Origin of the sequence: Streptomyces sp. NPDC020681, from assembly GCF_044334895.1 — a bacterium.
Classification (GTDB): Bacteria; Actinomycetota; Actinomycetes; order Streptomycetales; family Streptomycetaceae; genus Streptomyces.
On sequence record NZ_JBIRTX010000005.1, the window covers coordinates 105,328 to 124,092 of the forward strand.

Annotated in this window: 17 protein-coding genes and 1 pseudogene; 9 read left to right on the plus strand and 9 right to left on the minus strand. The window is 67.6% G+C overall.

Annotated features, from left to right (window positions below; genetic code table 11):
* Nucleotides 1-25 precede the first annotated feature (25 nt).
* Nucleotides 26-604 carry a hypothetical protein gene (locus tag ACH4YL_RS13535; RefSeq protein WP_398507454.1) on the plus strand — a complete coding sequence of 193 codons (579 nt, stop codon included), beginning with the start codon at nucleotides 26-28 and terminating at the stop codon, nucleotides 602-604.
* Between the two features lie 21 nt (nucleotides 605-625).
* Here the strand turns inward: ACH4YL_RS13535 and ACH4YL_RS13540 are convergent, their stop codons facing one another.
* Nucleotides 626-1,168, minus strand: coding sequence for a GNAT family N-acetyltransferase (locus ACH4YL_RS13540; RefSeq protein WP_398507455.1), 543 nt, complete (start codon nucleotides 1,166-1,168; stop codon nucleotides 626-628).
* A 184-nt stretch (nucleotides 1,169-1,352) separates the two neighbouring features.
* Between ACH4YL_RS13540 and ACH4YL_RS13545 the strand changes: the two genes are divergently transcribed.
* Entirely contained in the window at nucleotides 1,353-1,550 is a 198-nt protein-coding gene (locus tag ACH4YL_RS13545; RefSeq protein ID WP_398507456.1) for a hypothetical protein, read from the plus strand.
* 78 nt (nucleotides 1,551-1,628) lie between these two features.
* Here ACH4YL_RS13545 and ACH4YL_RS13550 read toward each other — a convergent pair whose 3' ends face one another.
* The 6 genes and pseudogenes from ACH4YL_RS13550 to ACH4YL_RS13575 all read right to left on the minus strand — a co-directional run bounded on the left by ACH4YL_RS13550 (nucleotide 1,629) and on the right by ACH4YL_RS13575 (nucleotide 7,645).
* Complete coding sequence (locus ACH4YL_RS13550) at nucleotides 1,629-2,438, minus strand: family 1 encapsulin nanocompartment shell protein (protein WP_398507457.1); 810 nt, start codon at nucleotides 2,436-2,438, stop codon at nucleotides 1,629-1,631.
* Entirely contained in the window at nucleotides 2,419-3,483 is a 1,065-nt protein-coding gene (locus ACH4YL_RS13555; RefSeq protein ID WP_398507458.1) for a Dyp-type peroxidase, read from the minus strand. Before ACH4YL_RS13555 ends, ACH4YL_RS13550 begins: the two co-directional genes overlap by 20 nt.
* Before the next feature lie 209 nt (nucleotides 3,484-3,692).
* On the minus strand, nucleotides 3,693-5,843 hold the full coding sequence (helR, locus tag ACH4YL_RS13560) for an RNA polymerase recycling motor ATPase HelR (protein ID WP_398507459.1): 2,151 nt from the start codon (nucleotides 5,841-5,843) through the stop codon (nucleotides 3,693-3,695).
* A 59-nt stretch (nucleotides 5,844-5,902) separates the two neighbouring features.
* Nucleotides 5,903-6,109, minus strand: a pseudogene (locus ACH4YL_RS13565) (glycosyltransferase); the annotation flags it as partial.
* A gap of 211 nt (nucleotides 6,110-6,320) precedes the next feature.
* Nucleotides 6,321-6,806, minus strand: a complete 486-nt coding sequence (locus ACH4YL_RS13570; RefSeq protein WP_398507870.1) for a VanZ family protein — start codon at nucleotides 6,804-6,806, stop codon at nucleotides 6,321-6,323.
* A 227-nt stretch (nucleotides 6,807-7,033) separates the two neighbouring features.
* Nucleotides 7,034-7,645, minus strand: a complete 612-nt coding sequence (locus tag ACH4YL_RS13575; protein WP_398507460.1) for a TetR/AcrR family transcriptional regulator — start codon at nucleotides 7,643-7,645, stop codon at nucleotides 7,034-7,036.
* Between the two features lie 153 nt (nucleotides 7,646-7,798).
* Here ACH4YL_RS13575 and ACH4YL_RS13580 point away from each other — a divergent pair, with 153 nt between their 5' ends.
* The 7 genes from ACH4YL_RS13580 (at nucleotide 7,799) to ACH4YL_RS13610 (ending at nucleotide 16,381) form a co-directional block, all read left to right on the plus strand.
* Nucleotides 7,799-8,383, plus strand: a complete 585-nt coding sequence (locus ACH4YL_RS13580) for an ester cyclase (RefSeq protein ID WP_398507461.1) — start codon at nucleotides 7,799-7,801, stop codon at nucleotides 8,381-8,383.
* 81 nt (nucleotides 8,384-8,464) lie between these two features.
* Complete coding sequence (locus ACH4YL_RS13585; protein ID WP_398507462.1) at nucleotides 8,465-9,451, plus strand: phosphotransferase family protein; 987 nt, start codon at nucleotides 8,465-8,467, stop codon at nucleotides 9,449-9,451.
* A 130-nt stretch (nucleotides 9,452-9,581) separates the two neighbouring features.
* The gene (locus ACH4YL_RS13590) at nucleotides 9,582-10,367 is read left to right on the plus strand and encodes a YqjF family protein (protein ID WP_398507463.1); all 786 of its coding nucleotides are present in this window, start codon (nucleotides 9,582-9,584) and stop codon (nucleotides 10,365-10,367) included.
* Between the two features lie 324 nt (nucleotides 10,368-10,691).
* Nucleotides 10,692-11,522: an alpha/beta fold hydrolase gene (locus tag ACH4YL_RS13595; protein ID WP_398507464.1), complete on the plus strand. Its 831-nt coding sequence runs from the start codon at nucleotides 10,692-10,694 to the stop codon at nucleotides 11,520-11,522.
* A 338-nt stretch (nucleotides 11,523-11,860) separates the two neighbouring features.
* Complete coding sequence (locus ACH4YL_RS13600) at nucleotides 11,861-12,688, plus strand: FAD binding domain-containing protein (RefSeq protein ID WP_398507465.1); 828 nt, start codon at nucleotides 11,861-11,863, stop codon at nucleotides 12,686-12,688.
* Nucleotides 12,685-15,405, plus strand: a complete 2,721-nt coding sequence (locus ACH4YL_RS13605) for a molybdopterin-dependent oxidoreductase (protein ID WP_398507466.1) — start codon at nucleotides 12,685-12,687, stop codon at nucleotides 15,403-15,405. Before ACH4YL_RS13600 ends, ACH4YL_RS13605 begins: the two co-directional genes overlap by 4 nt.
* A gap of 4 nt (nucleotides 15,406-15,409) precedes the next feature.
* Nucleotides 15,410-16,381, plus strand: coding sequence for an antibiotic biosynthesis monooxygenase (locus ACH4YL_RS13610; protein WP_398507467.1), 972 nt, complete (start codon nucleotides 15,410-15,412; stop codon nucleotides 16,379-16,381).
* 49 nt (nucleotides 16,382-16,430) lie between these two features.
* Here the strand turns inward: ACH4YL_RS13610 and ACH4YL_RS13615 are convergent, their stop codons facing one another.
* Nucleotides 16,431-17,435, minus strand: coding sequence for a hypothetical protein (locus ACH4YL_RS13615; RefSeq protein ID WP_398507468.1), 1,005 nt, complete (start codon nucleotides 17,433-17,435; stop codon nucleotides 16,431-16,433).
* Nucleotides 17,436-17,479: 44 nt separating this feature from the next.
* Complete coding sequence (locus ACH4YL_RS13620; protein ID WP_398507469.1) at nucleotides 17,480-18,760, minus strand: TRAP transporter large permease subunit; 1,281 nt, start codon at nucleotides 18,758-18,760, stop codon at nucleotides 17,480-17,482.
* Nucleotides 18,761-18,765: the final 5 nt, after the last annotated feature.

Here is an 18,765-nt window from a genome sequence, read left to right on the forward strand (position 1 = left end):
GTCAGGGTCTCCGGGGGGCGGCGCAATGGGCTGGTTCGGGAAGAGCGACGAACGCGACTCGGACACGATCTGGAACAGCTACGTACAGGCCGGGGACGATCTCTACCAGGCCAAGTGTGAGCTGGCCGAAGCGGAGCAGCGATACGCGGATGCGGAGAGAGAGCTGTTCGGAATCGACCTGCTGCCGGTGTTGCGGAAGGCTCTGAGAAAGTACTCGCTCTCTGCCTTGGGCCTGCTCGGGGAGATCGGCGAGGAGCAACCGGAGCTGGTGCGAGCGCTGATCCCGGAGCTGTACGCCTGCTCACTGGGCATCGGCAAACCGGACATCCTCGCCAGAGGAGTCCTCCGCACGCTGAGCAGATCCGGCAGTCTCCACGCGGAGCTGGTCCCGCTGGTGACCGCGACGCTGCGCGACACCGAGCGGACGACCGACGTCTTCGCGATGCGCGGCCTGGCGTTCCTTCTTGAGGATGTCAACGACCCGGCGCTGCTGGGGCGGTGGCGCAGAACCGTCCTCGTATCCGCCGACGAGGACGTACGGGAGATCGCCGAGGACTACCCGGAGGACGAATTCCCCGAGCCCGCACCGCCCCAGCAGCTCTAGGGCCTTCCGGTCGGTCACGGGTCAGTCGGCGTCGTGCACCCAGATCAGGCAGTCGTGCCACTCGTCCAGGTCAGGATCGTCAACTGCCCAGGAGCGGCAGTGGTTTGGCAGGCGTTCGTCGAAGCGGTAGTCGGCTCGTTCCGCCAGTCGCAGGGACGCTCCGTTGTCCGGATTGATCTCCAGCCAGACCCGTTGAAGGCCGGCTTCCTGGTGCGCCCATTGCGTGATCGCGCGAGCGCTGCGCAGTGCGACGCCGCGGCGGCGGGATTCGGGGCGGACCCAGTAGGCGAGTTCCGCGACCGCCGGACCACTCGACATGAGGCCCAGCACGGCGATGAGCCGTGGACCGTCCAGCACCCCGTAGGAGACCTGCGACGCCGACGTGTGGTCCCACTCCTGAAGTGCAGTCTGCGCGTCGCGCAGCGAGTAGGGGCCTACGGGGCGGGGACCCCAGAAGGCCGGGCCCGTCTCGTTGCGCGTGGCTTCCACCACGAGTTCTGCGTCCGGTGCGGTCAGTGTGCGCATGCGGAGGCCGTCGAAGGTGATGTCCATCAGCGGGTACATGTCGGCGGTTCCTCCCAGCGTCGATCTGCAACGGGCGGGCGCGGCGGGCCCATCCGCACCAGGACACGGTAGACCGCCGCTCCTGGTTCCGGAGGCGTTCGGTGATCTTGCTGCTGTGCCGAGTCACAGTCGGCGGCTCGATGAAAGGATGGCGGCCACGAACCGGTGACAGTGGAGGCGTGCAGTGAAGTTCGTTCTGGAAGTCGACATGGGTGACACGGCATTTGACGGGGAAGCCGTCCGCGAATTGGGCCGGATTCTGCGGTACTGGGGCGGGAACCTCCAGCATGTCGAACTCAAGCCCGGTGCTGGTTCTGCCATCTACGACTCCGAGTATCGCGAGGTCGGCCAGTGGAGCATCGTCGCGGCAGACGGGTCATGAGCCGCTGGTGCGCACTCCCCGCGAGCGCGCACGATCGTGGAGCCCGCCGCCACCACAGTCAGCGGTGACGTCCGGTCATCACGCTGCGGACGGCGCGGTCAGGGTCACCACGGCCTCACTCGTGTACACGAGGAACGTCAGCGTCTCCTGGAAGTACAGCCGTATGTTGCTGTCGTCGTGCGACAGGTAGCCGATGGATACGTCCTGGCCGATGCGCAGTTCGAAGTCGCCGCCCCGCGTGGACAGCAGAAAGGCGCCGTCGATGGCAGGAGCCCAGACGATGTCGCCGTCCAGGAGCCGGGCCAGGTGCTTGATAATCGGGTAGCCGTGGTCGGAGGTCTCGCTGACGGCGGTGTACGCCTCGGCGCTGAGCGCCAGCGTGTACGCGCCGCCGACACCCGCCAGCCGCAGTGCTGTTACCGCCTGGCTGATGGCATCCGGATAGTCGCGTACCTCAGCAGGCAGGGTCAGGGGCTGGTTCGACGAGGTCTCGCGAAGGCCCGCGATGCCCGCGGCGGCATAGCCTTCGAACACCGTGCGGTCCTCGGCGAACGCGAACCGGCGGGCAGCGTCCTTCACCGGCTGCCAGTCGGCGTCCTTGGCTCCGCGTGCGACGTCGTCGACCGCCTGACGGTCGACGGTGAACGGAACGCGCAGCTCCACGACCGGCTGCGAACGGCGCGTGCGGGCGATGACTCCCTCGGCCGGAGCATCCACGGATTCCAGATGCCCGGTGCCCACCGCGGACAGTTCGAAGCCGCCGGGCTCGGGAACGTCGACGATACGACGGGCTGCCACATGGCGCTTGAATGTGCGTCGCGCCTCTTCCTCCAAGTCGTCCCAGGCAACAGAGGAGATGGGCGCCAGATCACGGTGCAGGTTGTTCATCGGCGGTGCTCGCCTTCATGTCGCCGATCCCCAGCGAATCGTCCGGAGTCCGAGCGTGGACATCGGGTGCCGTGTCAGTTTCGGACTCCGTGTCCGCACCGGGCGGATCGGGAAGGTTGTCGAGGAAATCAGTGGTCGGCACGTAGAACAGCGATCCGGTGACCGCGGTGGAGAAGTCCAGGATCCGGTCATGAGACGCCGGCGGGTCGCCCAGGAACATGCGCTCCAGCATCGTCTCCGTCACCGCCGGGGTCCGGGCGTATCCGATGAAGTACGTGCCGAACTCGCCCTGCCCGACTCTGCCGAACGGCATGTTGTCGCGCAGGATCTCGCGTTTCGTCCCATCGGGGTCGACGACCGTGGTCAGGGCGACATGAGAGTCGGCCGGCTTGGTCTCGTCGTCCAGTTCGATGTCGGACAGCTTTCTCCGGCCGACCACCATCTCCTGCGCCTCCACCGGAAGGGCGTTCCACGCCTTCAGATCGTGGAGGTACTTCTGCACCATCACATAGCTTCCTCCCGCGAACTGCGGGTCCTCGTCGCCGATCAGGACCGCCGAACTCGCCGCCTGTCCCACCGGGTTCTCCGTACCGTCGACGAAACCGAGCAGGTCACGCACGTCGAAGTACTTGAACCCGTGCACCTCGTCGCACACCGTGACGGCACCGCCCAGGCGTTCCATGATCTCGGCGGCCAGCCCGAAGCACAGGTCCAGGTGGGCGGCCCGGATGTGAAAGAGCAGGTCACCGGGTGTCGATACAGCGCGGTGCCGGGCTCCGGCCAGCTCACGGAACGGGTGCAACTCGGCCGGGCGCGGCCCGGCGAACAGGCGCCCCCAGACCTGTGATCCGATCCCCGTGACACAGCTCAGGACCCCGTTCGGGGCCTGGAAACCGACCGCCCGCTGCAGTCCGCTCACGTCGGACAGCAGCTTCCGTGCGGTCGGTTCCCCGCCGGGATCGACCGTCACCACCAGGAAGATCGCCGCGGCCGTCAGCGGGGACAGCACCGGCTGGGAAACCGGCTGCTGGGAGAGTCCGGCCATGGCCACACCCCTTCGCAGTTCCCCCGGGCGTTCCGCACCGGCCTGGGTGCAGATTGCGTCGGCCGACCGGCGTGGAGGACCTGACGGGAAGCGCACTTTCACTCTAGGCGGGCACTACGGCACCTGCCACCGCGGGCCAACCCTCGCGTGCCACGTCGGATCCCCCGCGCCATGAGGGCAGGCCTTCCGAGGCGTTCGTACGGCCGACGTCAGGAGCTCGTGAGGATGACGAGTTGCTGGGTCGCTCGGGTCATCGCGACATAGCGGTCGACCGCTCCCTCGATGCCCGTGCCGAACGCCTCTGGGTCGATGAGTACGACCAGATCGAACTCGAGCCCCTTCGACAGCTCCGGGGTCAGCGACCGGACGCGCGACGTGGGCCGGAACGCGGGATCGCCGATGACGCAGGCGATCCCGTCGGCATGTGCGGCGAGCCAGGCGTCGAGGATCGAGGTCAGATCCGAGGCGGATCCGTGTACGACGGGGACGTCGCCGCTGCGGATGGAGGTCGGCACGTTGGCGTCCGGGAGCGCGGCCCGGATGACCGGCTCGGCTTCCGCCATGATTTCTTCCGGCGTCCGGTAGTTGATGCTCAGGGAGGCCATGTTGATCCGGTCGAGCCCGATCCGCTCGAGCCGTTCCTGCCACGACTCCGTGAACCCGTGCCTGGCCTGGGCACGGTCCCCGACGATGGTGAAGCTCCGGGACGGGCACCGGAGCAGCAACATCTGCCACTCTGCGTCGGTCAGTTCCTGAGCCTCGTCCACGACGATGTGCGCGAACGGGCCTGCGAGCAGGTCCGGTTCGGTGCTGAGCGATGCGGTCTCGTCGACCAGGGTGTCCTGCAGGTCCCGTCCGCGCAGCATCCCCACCGCGCCTTGGCTCTCGTCGATCTCGGTGTCCCGCAGCAGGACGTCGATGACGTCGGACCTGCGCGCCCGTTCGGCAGCGACGGCGGCTTCGTGCCGACGCTTGCGCCGTGCCGCCTCCGGGTCGCCGAGCCGCTGCCGGGCCACGTCCAGGAGCGGCAGGTCGGACACCGTCCAGGCCTGGGCGTCCGCGCGCTGCAGCTTCGACACGTCATCGCGGCTGAGCCAGGGAGCACACTTCCGCAGATAGGCCGGTACCGACCACAGGTCTCCGACGAGGTCGGCCGCTTCGAGCAGCGGCCACGCGCGGTTGAAGGCCGTGAGCAGTTCCCTGTTCTGCCGCAGCGACTTGCGGAGCAGGTCGTCCGGGGCGTCGCCGTCGTGCTTGTCCACCAGGATCGTGAGCAGCTCCTCCCAGACCTGGTCGCGCGCCTCGTTGTGCGGAGTACCGGGTGCTGCTTCGAACGCCGCGGCCCAGTCGTCGGCGCTCAGCCAGATGTCGGACCAGTGGGTCTCGACCGTCATCCCCTTGGTGGGCGGCTCCTCGTAGAACCTGACGGCCGGCTCGATCGCCTTCACCAGGTTCGCGGACGACTTCAGGAGGGCCACGTCCGGGTCGGCCTCGACCGCGGCCGCGGCTCCCTCGTCGACGAGATCCCGCAGGATGCAGGTCTGCACGCCCTCCTCTCCCAGGCTGGGGAGGACGTCGGCGACGTAGGCCAGGTAGGGCCGGTGCGGGCCGACGAACAGCACGCCGCCCCTGCGGTGACCGAGACGGGGGTCGGAGTAGAGGAGGTAGGCGGAGCGGTGCAGAGCGACGACGGTCTTGCCCGTACCCGGTCCGCCGTCGACGACGAGAGCACCGCGGGATCCCGCGCGGATGATGGCGTCCTGGTCGGCCTGGATGGTGCCGAGCACGTCTCGCATCCGCGGCGACCGGTTGCTGCCCAGGCTGGCGATGAAGGCGGACTGGTCGTCGAGCGCGGCGTGCCCGGCAATCCCGTCCGAGGTGAACACCTCGTCCCAGTAGTCGCTGATCCGGCCGCCGGTCCAGCGATACCTGCGGCGGCTTGCCAGACCCATCGGGTTGCCGTGGGTGGCTCCGAAGAAGGGCTCAGCCGCGGGAGAACGCCAGTCGACCAGCAGTCGACGACCCGTGCTGTCCGTAAGACCAAGTCGTCCCACGTACACGGGCTCGGTGTCGTCTGCGCCGACCATGCGTCCGAGGCACAGGTCCAGACCGAAGCGACGCAGTGCGCGCAGGCGAGCGGTCAGCCGGTGGATCTCCGCGTCACGGTCCATCGCCTGCCGGCCAACGCCGCCGGGCGCCTTGCGCTCGGCATCGAGACGGTCGTCCAGCTCGGCGATCGACTGCTCGAGGCACTCCGCGATAGCCGCGAAGTGCTGCTCATCGCCGGCGATCAGCGTCGGGTCGGCCTTGGGAGTCAGATGGTCGGGAAGGTCAAACGCGCTGGTGGTCAGGGGGTTCACTTCAAGAGCTCCGATTCTGAGGCCGCTTGCAGCCATTGCGCACAGCAAGGCTTCTGAACCGGCGTGACGAACCCGGTCACCAGCGAGCGCACCGAGCGGCCGAACGGCACCAGCGGCACGCCGACACCGGCCAGCAGTTCCGCGAACTCCTCGTCCGGCGGCGCGCACACGCGCACCTGAGCGCCGAACTCCCGCAACCGCACCGCGAGTCCCACCATCGGTTCGACGTCCCCGCGCGACCCATACGTCGACAACAACACACGCACTCTGCGACTCCCGTTTCCCCAGGTTGTGGCCTAGGCCGGAGATTCTGCGGCACGACCCGGGCCTTGCCGCAAGCCCCCCAGTGCGCTATAAGTTAAGAGTGGCAAGGAGCGAGTGCTCTCCTTGCCCTTTTTCATTTCGCCTTTCATTTCGCCTTTCGTTCGCAGCGGACGAACAGCCTCCACGCGAAGCGACGACGGTCAGCGGCTCGGGTCAGCGGCTCGGCTCGGTCCCGGTCCAGCGGTGCCACCAGTGTCGTCGCCTCGGGTGAACGGCGCGTCCAAGGCGACGGCCCAGCACGAGATACCCCAGCAACGCACCGGCCGTGTTCAGAATGACGTCGTCGATGTCGAAGGCACGACCCGTGATCACGGCGCCTTGTACCAGCTCGACCAACGTCATCACGAGCGCCGTCACCGCCACCACGCGCAGCAGCCCGCGGGCTCGCGGCACCAGGACCGGCAGCAGCAGGCCGAAGGGAACGCCCAACAGGACATTCCCACCAAGCTGTTTCACGGTGTCGCGCAACGCGGGTTGGGACAGGTAGTCCCTGATCGAGTCCCCTGGGCGCAAGTTGCTGTGGGTCAACGGCTCCGACGCCGCGGACGGTTCCAGCGTCAGCCGGGCGAGAACCAGGCTGAAGGCCACCGTTGCCACGAAGGCCAGCAGCATGGCCACGCCTCTGAAGAACGGCGTCATGGGCACCGCTCGGGCAGGGACCCGGGCGCTCGCACCTTTTTCCGCGGTGTCGTGGGATCCCGTCCGCACGATGGTCGCCTCCAGCAAGTCGTCCGGTGTCCTGAGCGGCTACCCGAGGTTCGTCCCCACATGCCCTGCGTACGTGACGACGGGCCGGTGATGGTGCGCCGGCTGGACGGCGGGGCGTTGCCCTTTCGCCCTGCGTGCTGCGGACTTGACGATCGAGGTCAGCACAGAGTTGCGACGGCCGTGCGGTGGAGAAAGCCTTCGGCGCGATCCCACGACCAGCCGTTCTCGACCACCAGAGTGCGCCAGCCGGTGGGGCCGAACCAGAACCACAGCAGGTCGGCCGTCTCCTCCACCGAGCAGGTGGGCGGCGGTGTCAGGGTGTGCAGGTGGCGGGCGGCGGCGTGAAGTGCGTCCCGGTAGGCGGCAGTTGCGCGCTCCCACAGCGCCTCGCCGTTCTCGTGGACGGGCAGCGCCTTGCGGATCGCCTCGTGCACCGTGAACTGCCCCTCGTTGCCCCTCCGCGTACCGCGAGCCAGCGCTTCCAGGACCTCCTCCGGTGTCCGCAGGGCGAACAGATCCTGCATGGCCTGCTCGTAGCCGGAGGCGACCACGCCCTGGTCGACGATCCGGTTCAGGATGTCGCTCTTGCTCCCGATACTCGCGAAGACGGTCTTCGACGCGACGCCGGCCGCCGACGCGATGTCCGTGACGGTCACCCGCCCGTAGCCGCGGTCGGCGAAGAGTGCGGTGGCCTGCTGGAGGATCCGCGCCTGCGTCTGTGCGGCGGCCTGCTCGCGGAGAGGGGAGACATAGGCGCGCTTGGAGGGCATGACGCCATCCTAACCACTGTGATCACGCTGTTTGCCTATTCAATAGGCGGCTTATAACCTCAATAACCGGTCGACGGACGGTCCCGTCACGGGCTGCCCCTGCCCATCGGGCCGACCGACGTCACAGCGCAGATCCCGCATTCGGTGAGAGGCATGGACGCAATGGGAATGGACGCGACGAAGCTGGCCCACGGGCTCTTCCGGATCCTTGAGACGGGCGATCCGGCACTGGCCGCCGACGTGGTGCACGAGGACTTCCACAACCGCGAAGCAGTCGTGTCACCGCCGGCCTGCAAGACCCCGGGACCAGCAGGCGTCCTCGCCTCCGGCGCCTGGATGCGGTCCGCCTTCAGCGACCTGCGCTTCCCCGTCCTCGGCACCGCTCACAACGACGACCAGGTCTGGGTGCGGCTGCGCATGCAGGCCCGGCACACCGGCCCGTTCGTCCGCTTCCGCGACGGCGCCCTCGACCAGGCGATACCGCCTACCGGACGCGAGATCGACTTCGAACAGATCCATGTCCTCCGCCTGCGCGACGGCCAGGTGATCGGGCACGAGGCGGTACGCGACGACATCACCATGCTGGGCCAGCTCGGCGTCTTCCCACCGGCCCCGGCCACCGCCGTGCGGATGCTCGCCTGGCGGCTGACCGGACGAGCCGCCCGCGCGGCCGCCCACGTCACCGAGCAGGCGGCCGAGGCGGCCGCTCTGCTGCGGAACAAGCGGGACGAGGACTGAGCCGCGGCCTCCGCCGACGGCATCGGCGTTGTACGTCCCCTGTCGGCCACGGACCGACCGGGCGAACGTTAGGTTGTCCGCATGATCGCGGACGAGGATGCGGCTTCCCGCCGGCCGGGCATTGATGACCGAGGCTGGTCCGGCACACGCGAGTGGGTGGAGAAGTGCCTCGGTGAGGACGGCCGCATCGAAGCCGTTGAGCGGTTGCGCGGCGGATGGACTTCCGAGATGCGGCAGTTGTTCATCGGCGGAGGCCAGGACCCGCACCGGCTCGTTCTGAGGTCGTTCGTCAAGCCGTTCTTCGTTCGGCATGCCGAAGGGCTGCTCTCCCGCGAGGCGGACATCCTGCGGTTGCTGGCAGACACTGATGTACCCGCGGCGCGGCTCCGAGGCGTCGACGCGACGGCGAAGCACTGTGATCACCCGTCCCTTTTGATGTCGCATCTTCCTGGCAGCCTGCGACTGAGCGACGACGAAGCCGAGTTGCGGGCCGAGCTGCTGGCCCGCCAGTTGGTCGCCATTCACCGGCTGCCTGTCCCCGAACGGCACCGGCCGCGCAGCTATCAGGCCTGGACGTCTCCCGAACTGATACGGCTGCCCGAGGACACCAGCCGGCCCGAGGTGTGGCAGCAGGCTGTGGACGTCATTCGCCGCGAGCCGCCCGAGTATCGGGGCTGCTTCCTGCATCGGGACTTCCATCCCGGCAATGTGCTCTTCACCGGGCAGGGTGCAGGGCTCGCGATCACAGGCGTTGTGGACTGGGTGGAGACGTCGTGGGGGCCGGCGGATCTGGATGTGGCGCACTGTTCCTCGGCGTTGGCGCTGTTGCACGGCGCCGAGGCGGGCATGCGGCTGGCCGGTCACTACCTCGCCGCAGGGGGCACGTTGAGCGAAGATCCGGCGGCACATCTGTACTGGCGTGTGCTGGATGCCCTCGCCTTCGCGCCGGATGCGGAGAAGGTCGCGGTCCCGTGGCGGGAGTTGGGACGCAGCGACCTGACCGCGGAGGTACTGACCGGCCGCCTGGAGGACTACCTGCAGGCGCTCCTCGACCGCTTCGCCCGATGATCGGGATCAGGAACGACCATCCACATGCCGGGCGGCGGACAACAGGCTGAGCCGGCCCGCCCCTCCATGTACGGGCCGACATATGGGGGGCGGTTCCGGGGCCCGCGGAGGGGCCTGGGATCCTGGGTCGGTGTCGCTCACACCTACCGCCCGGCAACCGGGCCCGGAACCGGAGCCCATAACGGCCGACCCTCCACACAGCACGCCCAGCCCTCTGCTCACCCAGTCCTGGCTGGACCTCGCCTTTCTCCACTGGGCTGCCGACCCGGCCGACGTGGCGCCGCTCCTGCCCGCCGGGACCGTTCCCGACACGCTGGACGGGGTGACGTACGTCGGTCTCGTCGCGTTCCGCATGCACCGCGTCGGATGGTTCAGCCTTCCCGGCGTTCCCTATCTCGGCACCTTCCCCGAGACCAACGTCCGCCTCTACTCGGTCGATGCACACGGTCGGCGTGGCGTGGTCTTCCGCTCGCTCGACGCCTCCCGTCTGATCCCGGTGACGGTCGCACGCGCCGCGTTCCGGCTGCCGTACCTGTGGTCCCGCATGGCCGTCCGCCACGACGGCGACGCCGTCACCTACACCAGCAAGCGACGCTGGCCCGGGCCGAGGGGCGCGCACAGCCGGATCACGATCCGGGTCGGCGAGCGTGTGGAGGATCCCTCCGAGCTCGAGCACTTCCTGACCGCTCGCTGGGGCATGCACAGCGCCTTCTTCGGCCGGTCGATGTACCTGCCGAACACGCACCCCCGCTGGCCGCTGCACCGGGCCGACCTCATCGAGTGCAACGAGGATCTGGTGGCCGCGGCGGGACTGCCCGAGCCGGTCGGTGATCCGGTGAGCGTGCTGTACTCGCCAGGAGTGCCCGTGCGCTTCGGCCGCCCGGCCCGCCGCCCCGGCGGCATCCCCACTCCCTGACTTTCCAACGCACCCCACGCACGCACCTAGGCACTTCAATCCGTGCGGCTTGAGGCCGAATTCAAGAATTGCCGTTGATTGAGAAGCGATTCTCGGGCCTTTGCCGTGCCGCCGATCCATAGGCGCCAGGAGATGAGCCGTGCCGGACGTGAGCGTATCGTGGCTGGCGATGGATCGGGCCGCAGCCTCCTGACCCGGTGCCGCCGATAACGCGGCCCCGTCCCCGCCGGCCTCCCTGATTTGCTGCGGCCAGAAAACTTGCTGCGCGCCCAAACCGCCCAGCCAGCCCCAGCCGCTTCAGCCATTCACGGGGAAGGATCAGCTATGAGCACGGTCACCACGCAGGACGGCACGACCATTTTCTACAAGGATTGGGGTCCGCGCGACGGGCGGCCGGTCGTATTCCACCATGGCTGGCCGCTCAGCGCCGATGACTGGGACAACCAGATGTTGTTCTTCCTCGCGCACGGATATCGGGTGATCGCCCACGACCGACGTGGCCACGGGCGCTCCAGCCAGACAGCGACCGGTCATGAGATGGACACCTATGCCGCCGATGTGGCGGCGCTGACCGACGCGCTCGACCTCAAAGGGGCCTTCCACGTCGGGCACTCCACCGGCGGCGGCGAGGTCGCGCGCTATGTTGCGCGCGCCAAGCCGGGCCGGGTTGCGAAGGCGGTGCTCGCCGGCGCGGTGCCGCCGATCATGGTCAAGTCGGACACCAATCCCGGCGGCCTGCCGATCGAAGTCTTCGACGGCCTGCGCAGCGCCGTCGCCGCCAATCGCGCGCAGTTCTACATCGACTTTCCGTCAGGCCCGTTCTACGGCTTCAACCGGCCCGACGCCAAAGTGTCGCAAGGGCTGATCGACAACTGGTGGCGGCAGGGAATGATGGGTGCGGCCAACGCCCACTACGAATGCATCAAGGCGTTCTCCGAGACAGATTTCAATGACGACCTCAAAAAGATCGACGTTCCGGTGCTGGTGGCCCACGGCACCGACGATCAGATCGTGCCGTACGCGGATTCCGCGCCATTGTCGGTCAAGCTCCTGAAGCACGGCACCCTGAAGAGCTACGAAGGGCTTCCGCACGGCATGTTGGCGACCCATCCGGATGTCGTCAATCCCGACATCCTGGCGTTCTTCGAGGCATAGGGCAGCCGAAGCCTTGACTTGGCGAGGTCGGCCCCCTCTGCGTATGCTTGACGGGAGTCTCGGAGTCCGCCGGTCCTTCCTCGAGCAGATCGACCGCAGCGGCCATAATTCGATTCCGTGGCTCGAGGTCGTGTCGCTCCCAGTGCACGTCGTGAGTGGTCGACGTCGCCATTCGACGCGTTTATCGAGACCGCGTTTATCGAGACCGAGTTTGTCGAGGTCGCGTTTATCGAGCGCGCATGCCCGCAATCGGAATACGCGAGCGGTGCCACGCTCTGGTTGATCGAGCTCGGTAGGGGGCCGTCGCACGAATGTCGTCGTGAGGGAGATCAGTCCCCATGGACCTCAACACCATCACCGAAGTCGTCCGGCGACCGTCCGATCGGCCAGGTGTGGACTGGCGCGAAGGGGACGCTTGGCTCGCAGGCGGAACGTGGCTGTTTTCGGTGGAGCAGCCGAGCCTGGGCCGCCTGATCGACCTGACAGCGCTCGGTTGGGATCCTCTCGTACCGAGCGACGCGGGCCTCGAGATCGGCGCCACGTGCACCATCCGCGACCTGTACGCCTATGCGCCGCCGGGTGATTGGACCGCGGGCCCCCTCTTCGCCAAGAGCTGCGAGGCGTTCCTGTCCTCGTTCAAGGTCTGGAACTCGGCGACCGTCGGCGGCAATATCTGCATGTCTTTGCCTGCCGGCCCAATGATCACGCTGACGGTCGCACTCGAGGCCACGTACGAGCTGTGGGCTCCTGACGGGCCCGCGCGCACCGTCGATGCCCTCGACTTCGTGACCGGCGACAACCAGAACATTCTCGCGCCCGGGGAAATCCTGCGGCGCATCAACATCCCGGCGCGTGCCCTGCGGAAACGCACCGCGCACCGCCGCTTCACACTGACCCGCCTCGGCCGTTCGACGGTGTTCCTCATCGGTACTCAAACGCCCGGAGTGAGCGACCTGCTGCTCACCATCACGGCCGGCACGACGCGGCCCGTGCGCATTGCCTTCGACACCATGCCCGATGCCCGAACTCTGCAGCAGAGCATCGACGTTGTACCCGCCGACGTCTGGTTCGCCGATCCCAACGGGACGCCTGACCACCGTCGCCATCTGACAAGGCACTTCGCCGAAGACATTCGTCGCGAACTCATGGCTGGGGACCTGGCATGACATACATCGTGAACGGCAAGAGCTTCGACGAAGAACCCGGCCCCGGCCAGTGCCTGCGCACCTTCCTCCGCTCACTCGGCCACTACGGCGTCAAAAAGGGCTGCGACGCAGGCGATTGCGGCGCCTGCACGGTGTGGCTGGACGGCAATCCGATACACAGCTGCATCACCCCTGCCTTCCGCGCCGACGGTCGTGAGGTGACGACGATCGAGGGCATGGGCTCACCCGGCAACCTCCATCCCATGCAGCGCCAGTTCCGCGACGCCCCGGGATTCCAATGCGGCTTCTGCACCGCAGGAATGATCATGACGTCGGCAACGCTCACCGAGGCCCAGAAAGAGGACCTGCCACGGGCGTTGAAGGGCAACCTCTGCCGCTGCACCGGCTATCGAGGCATCGAGGATGCCGTGAAGGGCGTCGTCGGCGTCGAGACAGCCGCTCCGGGAAAGGCCGTTGGGACGAGCGTCAGTGCGCCGGCCGCCAACGACGTGGTGACCGGTCGCGCCGAGTTCACGATGGACACCCGCATGGAAGGCATGCTGCACCTCAAGGTGCTGCACTCACCACACGCGCACGCCCGGATCGTCTCGATCGACAAGACCGCAGCACTCGCCGTGCCCGGCGTGCACCGCGTCTACACCTGGGAAGATGTGCCGCGCAGGCGCTTTACCACGGCAATCCACACCGACCATCTCGTCGATCCGGACGACACCTACATTCTTGACAAAACGGTCCGCTTCGTCGGCCAACGCGTCGTCGCGGTACTGGCCGACACGGTCGGGGCCGCGGAAGAAGGCTGCCGAAAGGTCGTCGTCGAGTACGAGACAATGCCGGCAGTATTCGACCCCGAAGAGGCAATGGCCGACGGCGCGCCACAACTGCACGGCGCGGACGATCCATTCGCTCTCGACCCCGTCCACAACATCCTGCTCGAGATCCATACGCACATCGGCGATGTCGACGCAGGGTTCGCCGCGGCCGACGTGATCCACGAAGGCACCTACTCCTCACCGCGCGTGCAGCACGCGCATTTGGAGACCCACGGCTCGATTGCCTGGATGGAGAACGGTCGCCTGAACGTCCGCACCAGTTCGCAGTCGCCGTCGATCGCAAAGGTCAAACTTGCCCATCTGTTCGCGCTGCGCCCGGACCAGCTCCGCGTGTTCTGCAAGCGCGTTGGCGGCGGCTTCGGCGGCAAACAGGAAGTGATCTCGGAGGATCTGGCCGCGCTCGCCACTTTGGACACCGGGCGGCCCGTCTGCTTCGAGTACACCCGCGAAGAGGAGTTCACAACCGCCTCGCCCCGGCATCCGATGACGTTGACGGTCAAGCTCGGCGCGAAGGCAGACGGAACGCTCACGGCGTTCCAGGTCCGCAATGTGTCCAACACGGGCGCCTACGGCAACCACGGAGGCGAAACGCTGTACGCGGGTGGCTCTGCCGTCATGATCTACCGCTGCCCCAACAAGAAGTACGACGCGTACTCCGTCTATACGAACACCGTTCCCAGCGGGGCACTGCGCGGTTACGGGATGACACAACCGGCGTACGCCGTGGAATCGGCGATGCACGAACTGGCACTGGCCCTGCACATCGATCCGCTCGAACTGCGACGGCGCAATATCGTGCGACCCGGTGATCCGCTCGTCGCCATGGATGACGGCCCCGACGACGTGATGTTCAGCGAGGACGGCCTCGCGAAGTGCATCGATCTGGTGGATGCCGCCATGACCCGTACAGCCGATGAGCCCTCTCCAGGCCCCGGTTGGCTCGTCGGGACCGGCGTCGCGAGCTCGTTGCACGAGACCGCGCCGCCGACCGAACACATCTCGGAGGCCTGGGTCACGCTGGGCGACGACCTCGTGTACGAGTTGGCCGTCGGGACAGTCGAATTCGGCGAGGGTACGTCGACCGCGCATGTCCAGATCGCGGCCAACCAGCTCGGCACGACACCGTCGCGGATTCGCCTGGTGCAATCGGACACCGACCGCACGGGATTCGACACCGGAGCCTTTGCGAGTGCCGGCCTCTTCGTATCGGGCAACGCGGTACTTCGAGCGGCCAACGCGGTGCGCGACCGCATCCTGGAGTTCGCTGCCGCGCACACAGGCGTCCATCTCGTGATGTGCTCGATGGACGACGAGGTCGTCGTCTGCGGCGACCGGCGCGTGCCGTTGGCCGAGCTGGTCGCACTGGCCCGGTCGCGCGGAATCCGATTCACCGCCGCCCGCAAGGCCTACGGCTCACCCCGAAGTGTCACCTCCAATACGCAGGGGTTCCGAGTCGCCGTCCACCGGGTGACGGGTGAGATCCGCATCCTTTACAGCGTCCACGCGACCGACGCTGCCGTGGTCATCAACCCGGCGCAGGTCCGGGGACAAGTGGAAGGCGGAATCGCCCAGGGAATCGGCTTCACACTGACCGAGAATTTCCATGTCGACGCAAACGGTGTCATGGTCAACCCGAACTTCCGCAACTACCGCATCCCCACCTACGCCGACATCCCGCGCACCGACGTGCTCCTGGTGAACTCGGCAGACTCCTTTGGGCCCATGCGGTCGAAGGGGATGGCGGAATGCTGCATCAACCCGGTGGCCCCCGCGCTGGCAAATGCGCTCCACGACGCCACCGGCGTCCGCTACCGCGCGCTGCCCCTGACCCCGGAACGCATCTACAGCCGGCTCGGCGAAAAGCAGTCGGCACCGACGACGGCCTGAGCAGATGAAGACCGAAAAGCTCGACGAATCCGCGGCAACGGCAATCATCGGCCAGCGCGTTGTGCCCGGACTGGAGCAGGAGTACGAAGCGTGGCAGGAGGACCTCAACGCCGCTGCCGCCCACTACCCCGGGTATCTCGGTTCCTCGATCTCCGCGCCGACGCCCGTGCAACCGGACTGGGTTGTCGTCTTCCGGTTCGACTCAATAGCTCATCTGCAGGCGTGGATCAACAGCGCAACCAGGCAGCGCCTTCTCGACGCGGGCACCAGGTTCTTTGACGGCCCCGCAACCCAGCAGGTTGTCAGCGGCGGCACACAGCCAACGGATCCGCTGGTGACCGTTGTGGTCACCCATCGCGTCCTCCCGAGCCACGTCGACGACTTTCTGGCCTGGCAGCACCACATGAGCGAGGAGGAGAGCAAATTCGAAGGCTTTCGCGGAACCGAGCTGTTCCGTCCGATCGAGGGACTTCAGGACGAATGGACCACCCTGTACCGCTACGACAACGCCGAGCACCTCGATGCCTGGCTGACCTCGCCCAAGCGGCAGGAACTTCTCGCTGAAGGCGAGAAGTTCAACGACTTCAAACTGCGCACGATCGACAACTCGTTCGGCAGCTGGTTCGCCTTCGAAGAGAACGGCAAGGAGGCACCGCCGCCCTCGGAGACCAAGACGGCCATCGCGGTCTGGGTCGGCCTGTACCCGACCGTGGTGCTGCTGACGCTCGCCCTGTCGCCCCTGGAGATGCCGCTCTGGCTCGGGCTGCTTGTGGGCAACCTGTTGTCGAGCTTCATCATGAGCTTCCTCACGATGCCCTACTACGTGAACCGGCTGCTCAAGCGGTGGCTGCGGCCGTCGCCGGACAGACCGGCGGCGAAGACCAACCTCGCCGGCCTCGGCATCGTCGCCGCGGTGACCGTGTTCTGGGGCGTTGTCTTCTACCTCGTGACGACCCAGTTCTGGACCCTGCCCTGACCGCGGTGCGGGACACGGAGCCTGCCCGGGTCCCGCACCGCGCGGGTCGCTACACCGCCCGGGCGAGAGCGATCACGCCCTGGAGACGCTCCCCCGCCTCATAGACCATGTACTGGACGCCGTTCTGCGTCCCGAACGAGGGCGCCGCGACGCGTCCGTTGTCCGGCGCGCCGTTCAGGGAATTGTGGAAGACGCCCAGGTGGTTGCGGCGGGAGAAGTCGTTGCCGACCTCGGTGATCATGAGGTCGCCGCCGCTTCCCTTGTCCTTGTTGTAGACGACGTACGCGCTGCCGTTCCTGGTCAGCAGGTGCGGGCCGCCGATGTTGACGGCACCGACGTCCCAGTGGCGGACCAGCGGCCGCTGATCGAAGGTCCACCCGCGGCCGTCGGGCGACCAACCCCAGTGGATGTCACGGTGGTTGGTCGTGTTGTTGAGCATGAACAGCATCACGTAGCGCGCGCCCCTGGACGGCAGATCGTGCCGGAAGACGCGGGCGTAGGAGGTCTCGGTGGTGCCCGAGGGCATCATCGATGTGCTGAGCACGACCTTGTCGTAGGTGAAGTGGATGCCGTCCTTGGAGCGGGCGAGGCGCGTCGTGGTGTTCTCGCCGTGGAAGTACAGCCACATCTCCTTGGCGTCCTCGTTCCACAGCACGTGCGGGGACGAGACATGGCTGACCCGGTAGTGGGGCTGCCAGTCGTTGGAGACGATCGGGTTGGCCGGGTACTCCGTGTACGGGCCCTCCAGCGCGTTGCTGTAGGCGAGGCAGATGCCGCCGGGGGCGTCGTGGGGCGCGTAGTAGAGGTAGTAGCGGCCCAGCGGTGCCGGGACACGGCCCGAAGCGCCCCTGATGCAGGGGAAGATGATCTCGCCGGTGGGGTTGTACCGCAGCTGAGCGGGCGTCAGCAGCGTTTTGAGATAGCGGTAGTCGGGGAATCCGCCGGGGGCGGCGGCCGCGGTCCCGCCGGTCGTGCCGCCGACGGCGAGGACCGTGGCAGTGGCGGCCGCACCGCGCAGTATGTGGCGGCGGCTGGGGTGTTGGGGCTCGTGCATGTCGTGACTCCGTCCCGGGAGCTGATGCCGGTGATGGGGGTGTGTCAGAGATAGGTGGCGGCGGTGACGCAGAACCCGCCGAGCGCGACGGCCCACACGTACGGCAGGGTGCGCAGCATGACCTGTTGCGGGGTCACTCCTGAGTACTGGGCGCTCCACACGGTCTGCGTACTGGTGGGGTCGGCGACGCCGAACACCTGGTTGTAGGACGTGGCGAGGCCGAGCACGGCGGTCGCCGGGTAGATACCGGCGGCGATCAGGACGCCGGCGATGCCCGCGCCGAGGCCGAAGACATTGAGCGGGCCGCGGTACAGACAGAGCGGCACCAGCAGCGTGAAGACGAGGACGAACAGCACCGCGTTCTGCGGACTGACAGCCTTGACCAGCGGTTCGAGCGCCTCGACCGCGCCCGGCAGCTTCACCGCCGCGAGCAGGATGCCGATCGCGATGAACAGTGCGATCGGCGGAGCCGCGATCTCGAAACCTCCGTACAGCGTGCGCAGCAGCCGCTTGTTCATCTCACGCGGCCGGGTCGTGGTCACCAGTGCGTAGAGCACGCCCGCGAGCAGCGACGGGATGATGGCCACCTCGAGGCCGAGGGCGAGGGCCAGCGGCACGACCGGCGTCAGCAGCGCGTACCAGGGAGCGTCGCCGAGGTGTTCGCGACGTGAACGCCGCTTGGTGGCCGGGGACTTGAGTGACCAGGCATGCTCGACGCCGCGGCGACGCGACTCGACGAGCACGAAGGCGACGGCCGCGACCAGGGCGAACGGGAACAGCTTCACCATGAAGCCGCGGACGGTCGGGACCGGCAGCTCCAAGGCGGTCGAGAAGAACTGCCAGATCGGCAGCTCGAAGGGGATTCCCACGGCGATGCCCATCAGGATCGTGCCGGCCGCGGTGACCTTGGGGATGCCGACGGCGATCATGGCGGGGATGCCGATGATGCCGGCCAGCATCGCCGCCGGCGCCGAACCGGTCACGGTGCCGACGAGCGCGGAGACCGCGAGGACACCGAGCGCGACCACGGTCGGCCGGTCGCCGCCGAATTCGACGATCTTCCGGACCAGCGTGCCGGCGATGCCGGTCTCGTCGAGCAGCTTGCCGAGCCAGGAGCCCAGGAGCACCGCGATCATCGTCGCGGCGAGGGTCGGGGCGCCCTCCTGGAGGACCGTGTCGAGGACGCTCTCCTTGCCGGTGAGCGGGGCGCCGGAGACGAAGGCGATGACGACGGCCAGCAGCACGAGGGCGAAGGCCGTGGGGAGCTTGCGGGCAAGCATCGCGGCGACACCGGCCGCCATGACGATCAGGATCACGATGCCCATGGCGG

Excerpts from the sequence above, each read along its gene's own strand:
- ACH4YL_RS13535 (WP_398507454.1), top strand. The coding sequence starts at position 26 with ATGGGCTGGTTCGGGAAGAGCGACGAACGCGACTCGGACACGATCTGG.
- ACH4YL_RS13540 (WP_398507455.1), bottom strand. The coding sequence starts at position 1,168 with ATGTACCCGCTGATGGACATCACCTTCGACGGCCTCCGCATGCGCACA.
- ACH4YL_RS13550 (WP_398507457.1), bottom strand. The coding sequence starts at position 2,438 with ATGAACAACCTGCACCGTGATCTGGCGCCCATCTCCTCTGTTGCCTGG.
- ACH4YL_RS13555 (WP_398507458.1), bottom strand. The coding sequence starts at position 3,483 with ATGGCCGGACTCTCCCAGCAGCCGGTTTCCCAGCCGGTGCTGTCCCCG.
- ACH4YL_RS13570 (WP_398507870.1), bottom strand. The coding sequence starts at position 6,806 with ATGACGCCGTTCTTCAGAGGCGTGGCCATGCTGCTGGCCTTCGTGGCA.
- ACH4YL_RS13575 (WP_398507460.1), bottom strand. The coding sequence starts at position 7,645 with ATGCCCTCCAAGCGCGCCTATGTCTCCCCTCTCCGCGAGCAGGCCGCC.
- ACH4YL_RS13580 (WP_398507461.1), top strand. The coding sequence starts at position 7,799 with ATGGACGCAATGGGAATGGACGCGACGAAGCTGGCCCACGGGCTCTTC.
- ACH4YL_RS13585 (WP_398507462.1), top strand. The coding sequence starts at position 8,465 with ATGATCGCGGACGAGGATGCGGCTTCCCGCCGGCCGGGCATTGATGAC.
- ACH4YL_RS13595 (WP_398507464.1), top strand. The coding sequence starts at position 10,692 with ATGAGCACGGTCACCACGCAGGACGGCACGACCATTTTCTACAAGGAT.
- ACH4YL_RS13600 (WP_398507465.1), top strand. The coding sequence starts at position 11,861 with ATGGACCTCAACACCATCACCGAAGTCGTCCGGCGACCGTCCGATCGG.
- ACH4YL_RS13605 (WP_398507466.1), top strand. The coding sequence starts at position 12,685 with ATGACATACATCGTGAACGGCAAGAGCTTCGACGAAGAACCCGGCCCC.
- ACH4YL_RS13610 (WP_398507467.1), top strand. The coding sequence starts at position 15,410 with ATGAAGACCGAAAAGCTCGACGAATCCGCGGCAACGGCAATCATCGGC.
- ACH4YL_RS13615 (WP_398507468.1), bottom strand. The coding sequence starts at position 17,435 with ATGCACGAGCCCCAACACCCCAGCCGCCGCCACATACTGCGCGGTGCG.
- ACH4YL_RS13620 (WP_398507469.1), bottom strand. The coding sequence starts at position 18,760 with ATGGGCATCGTGATCCTGATCGTCATGGCGGCCGGTGTCGCCGCGATG.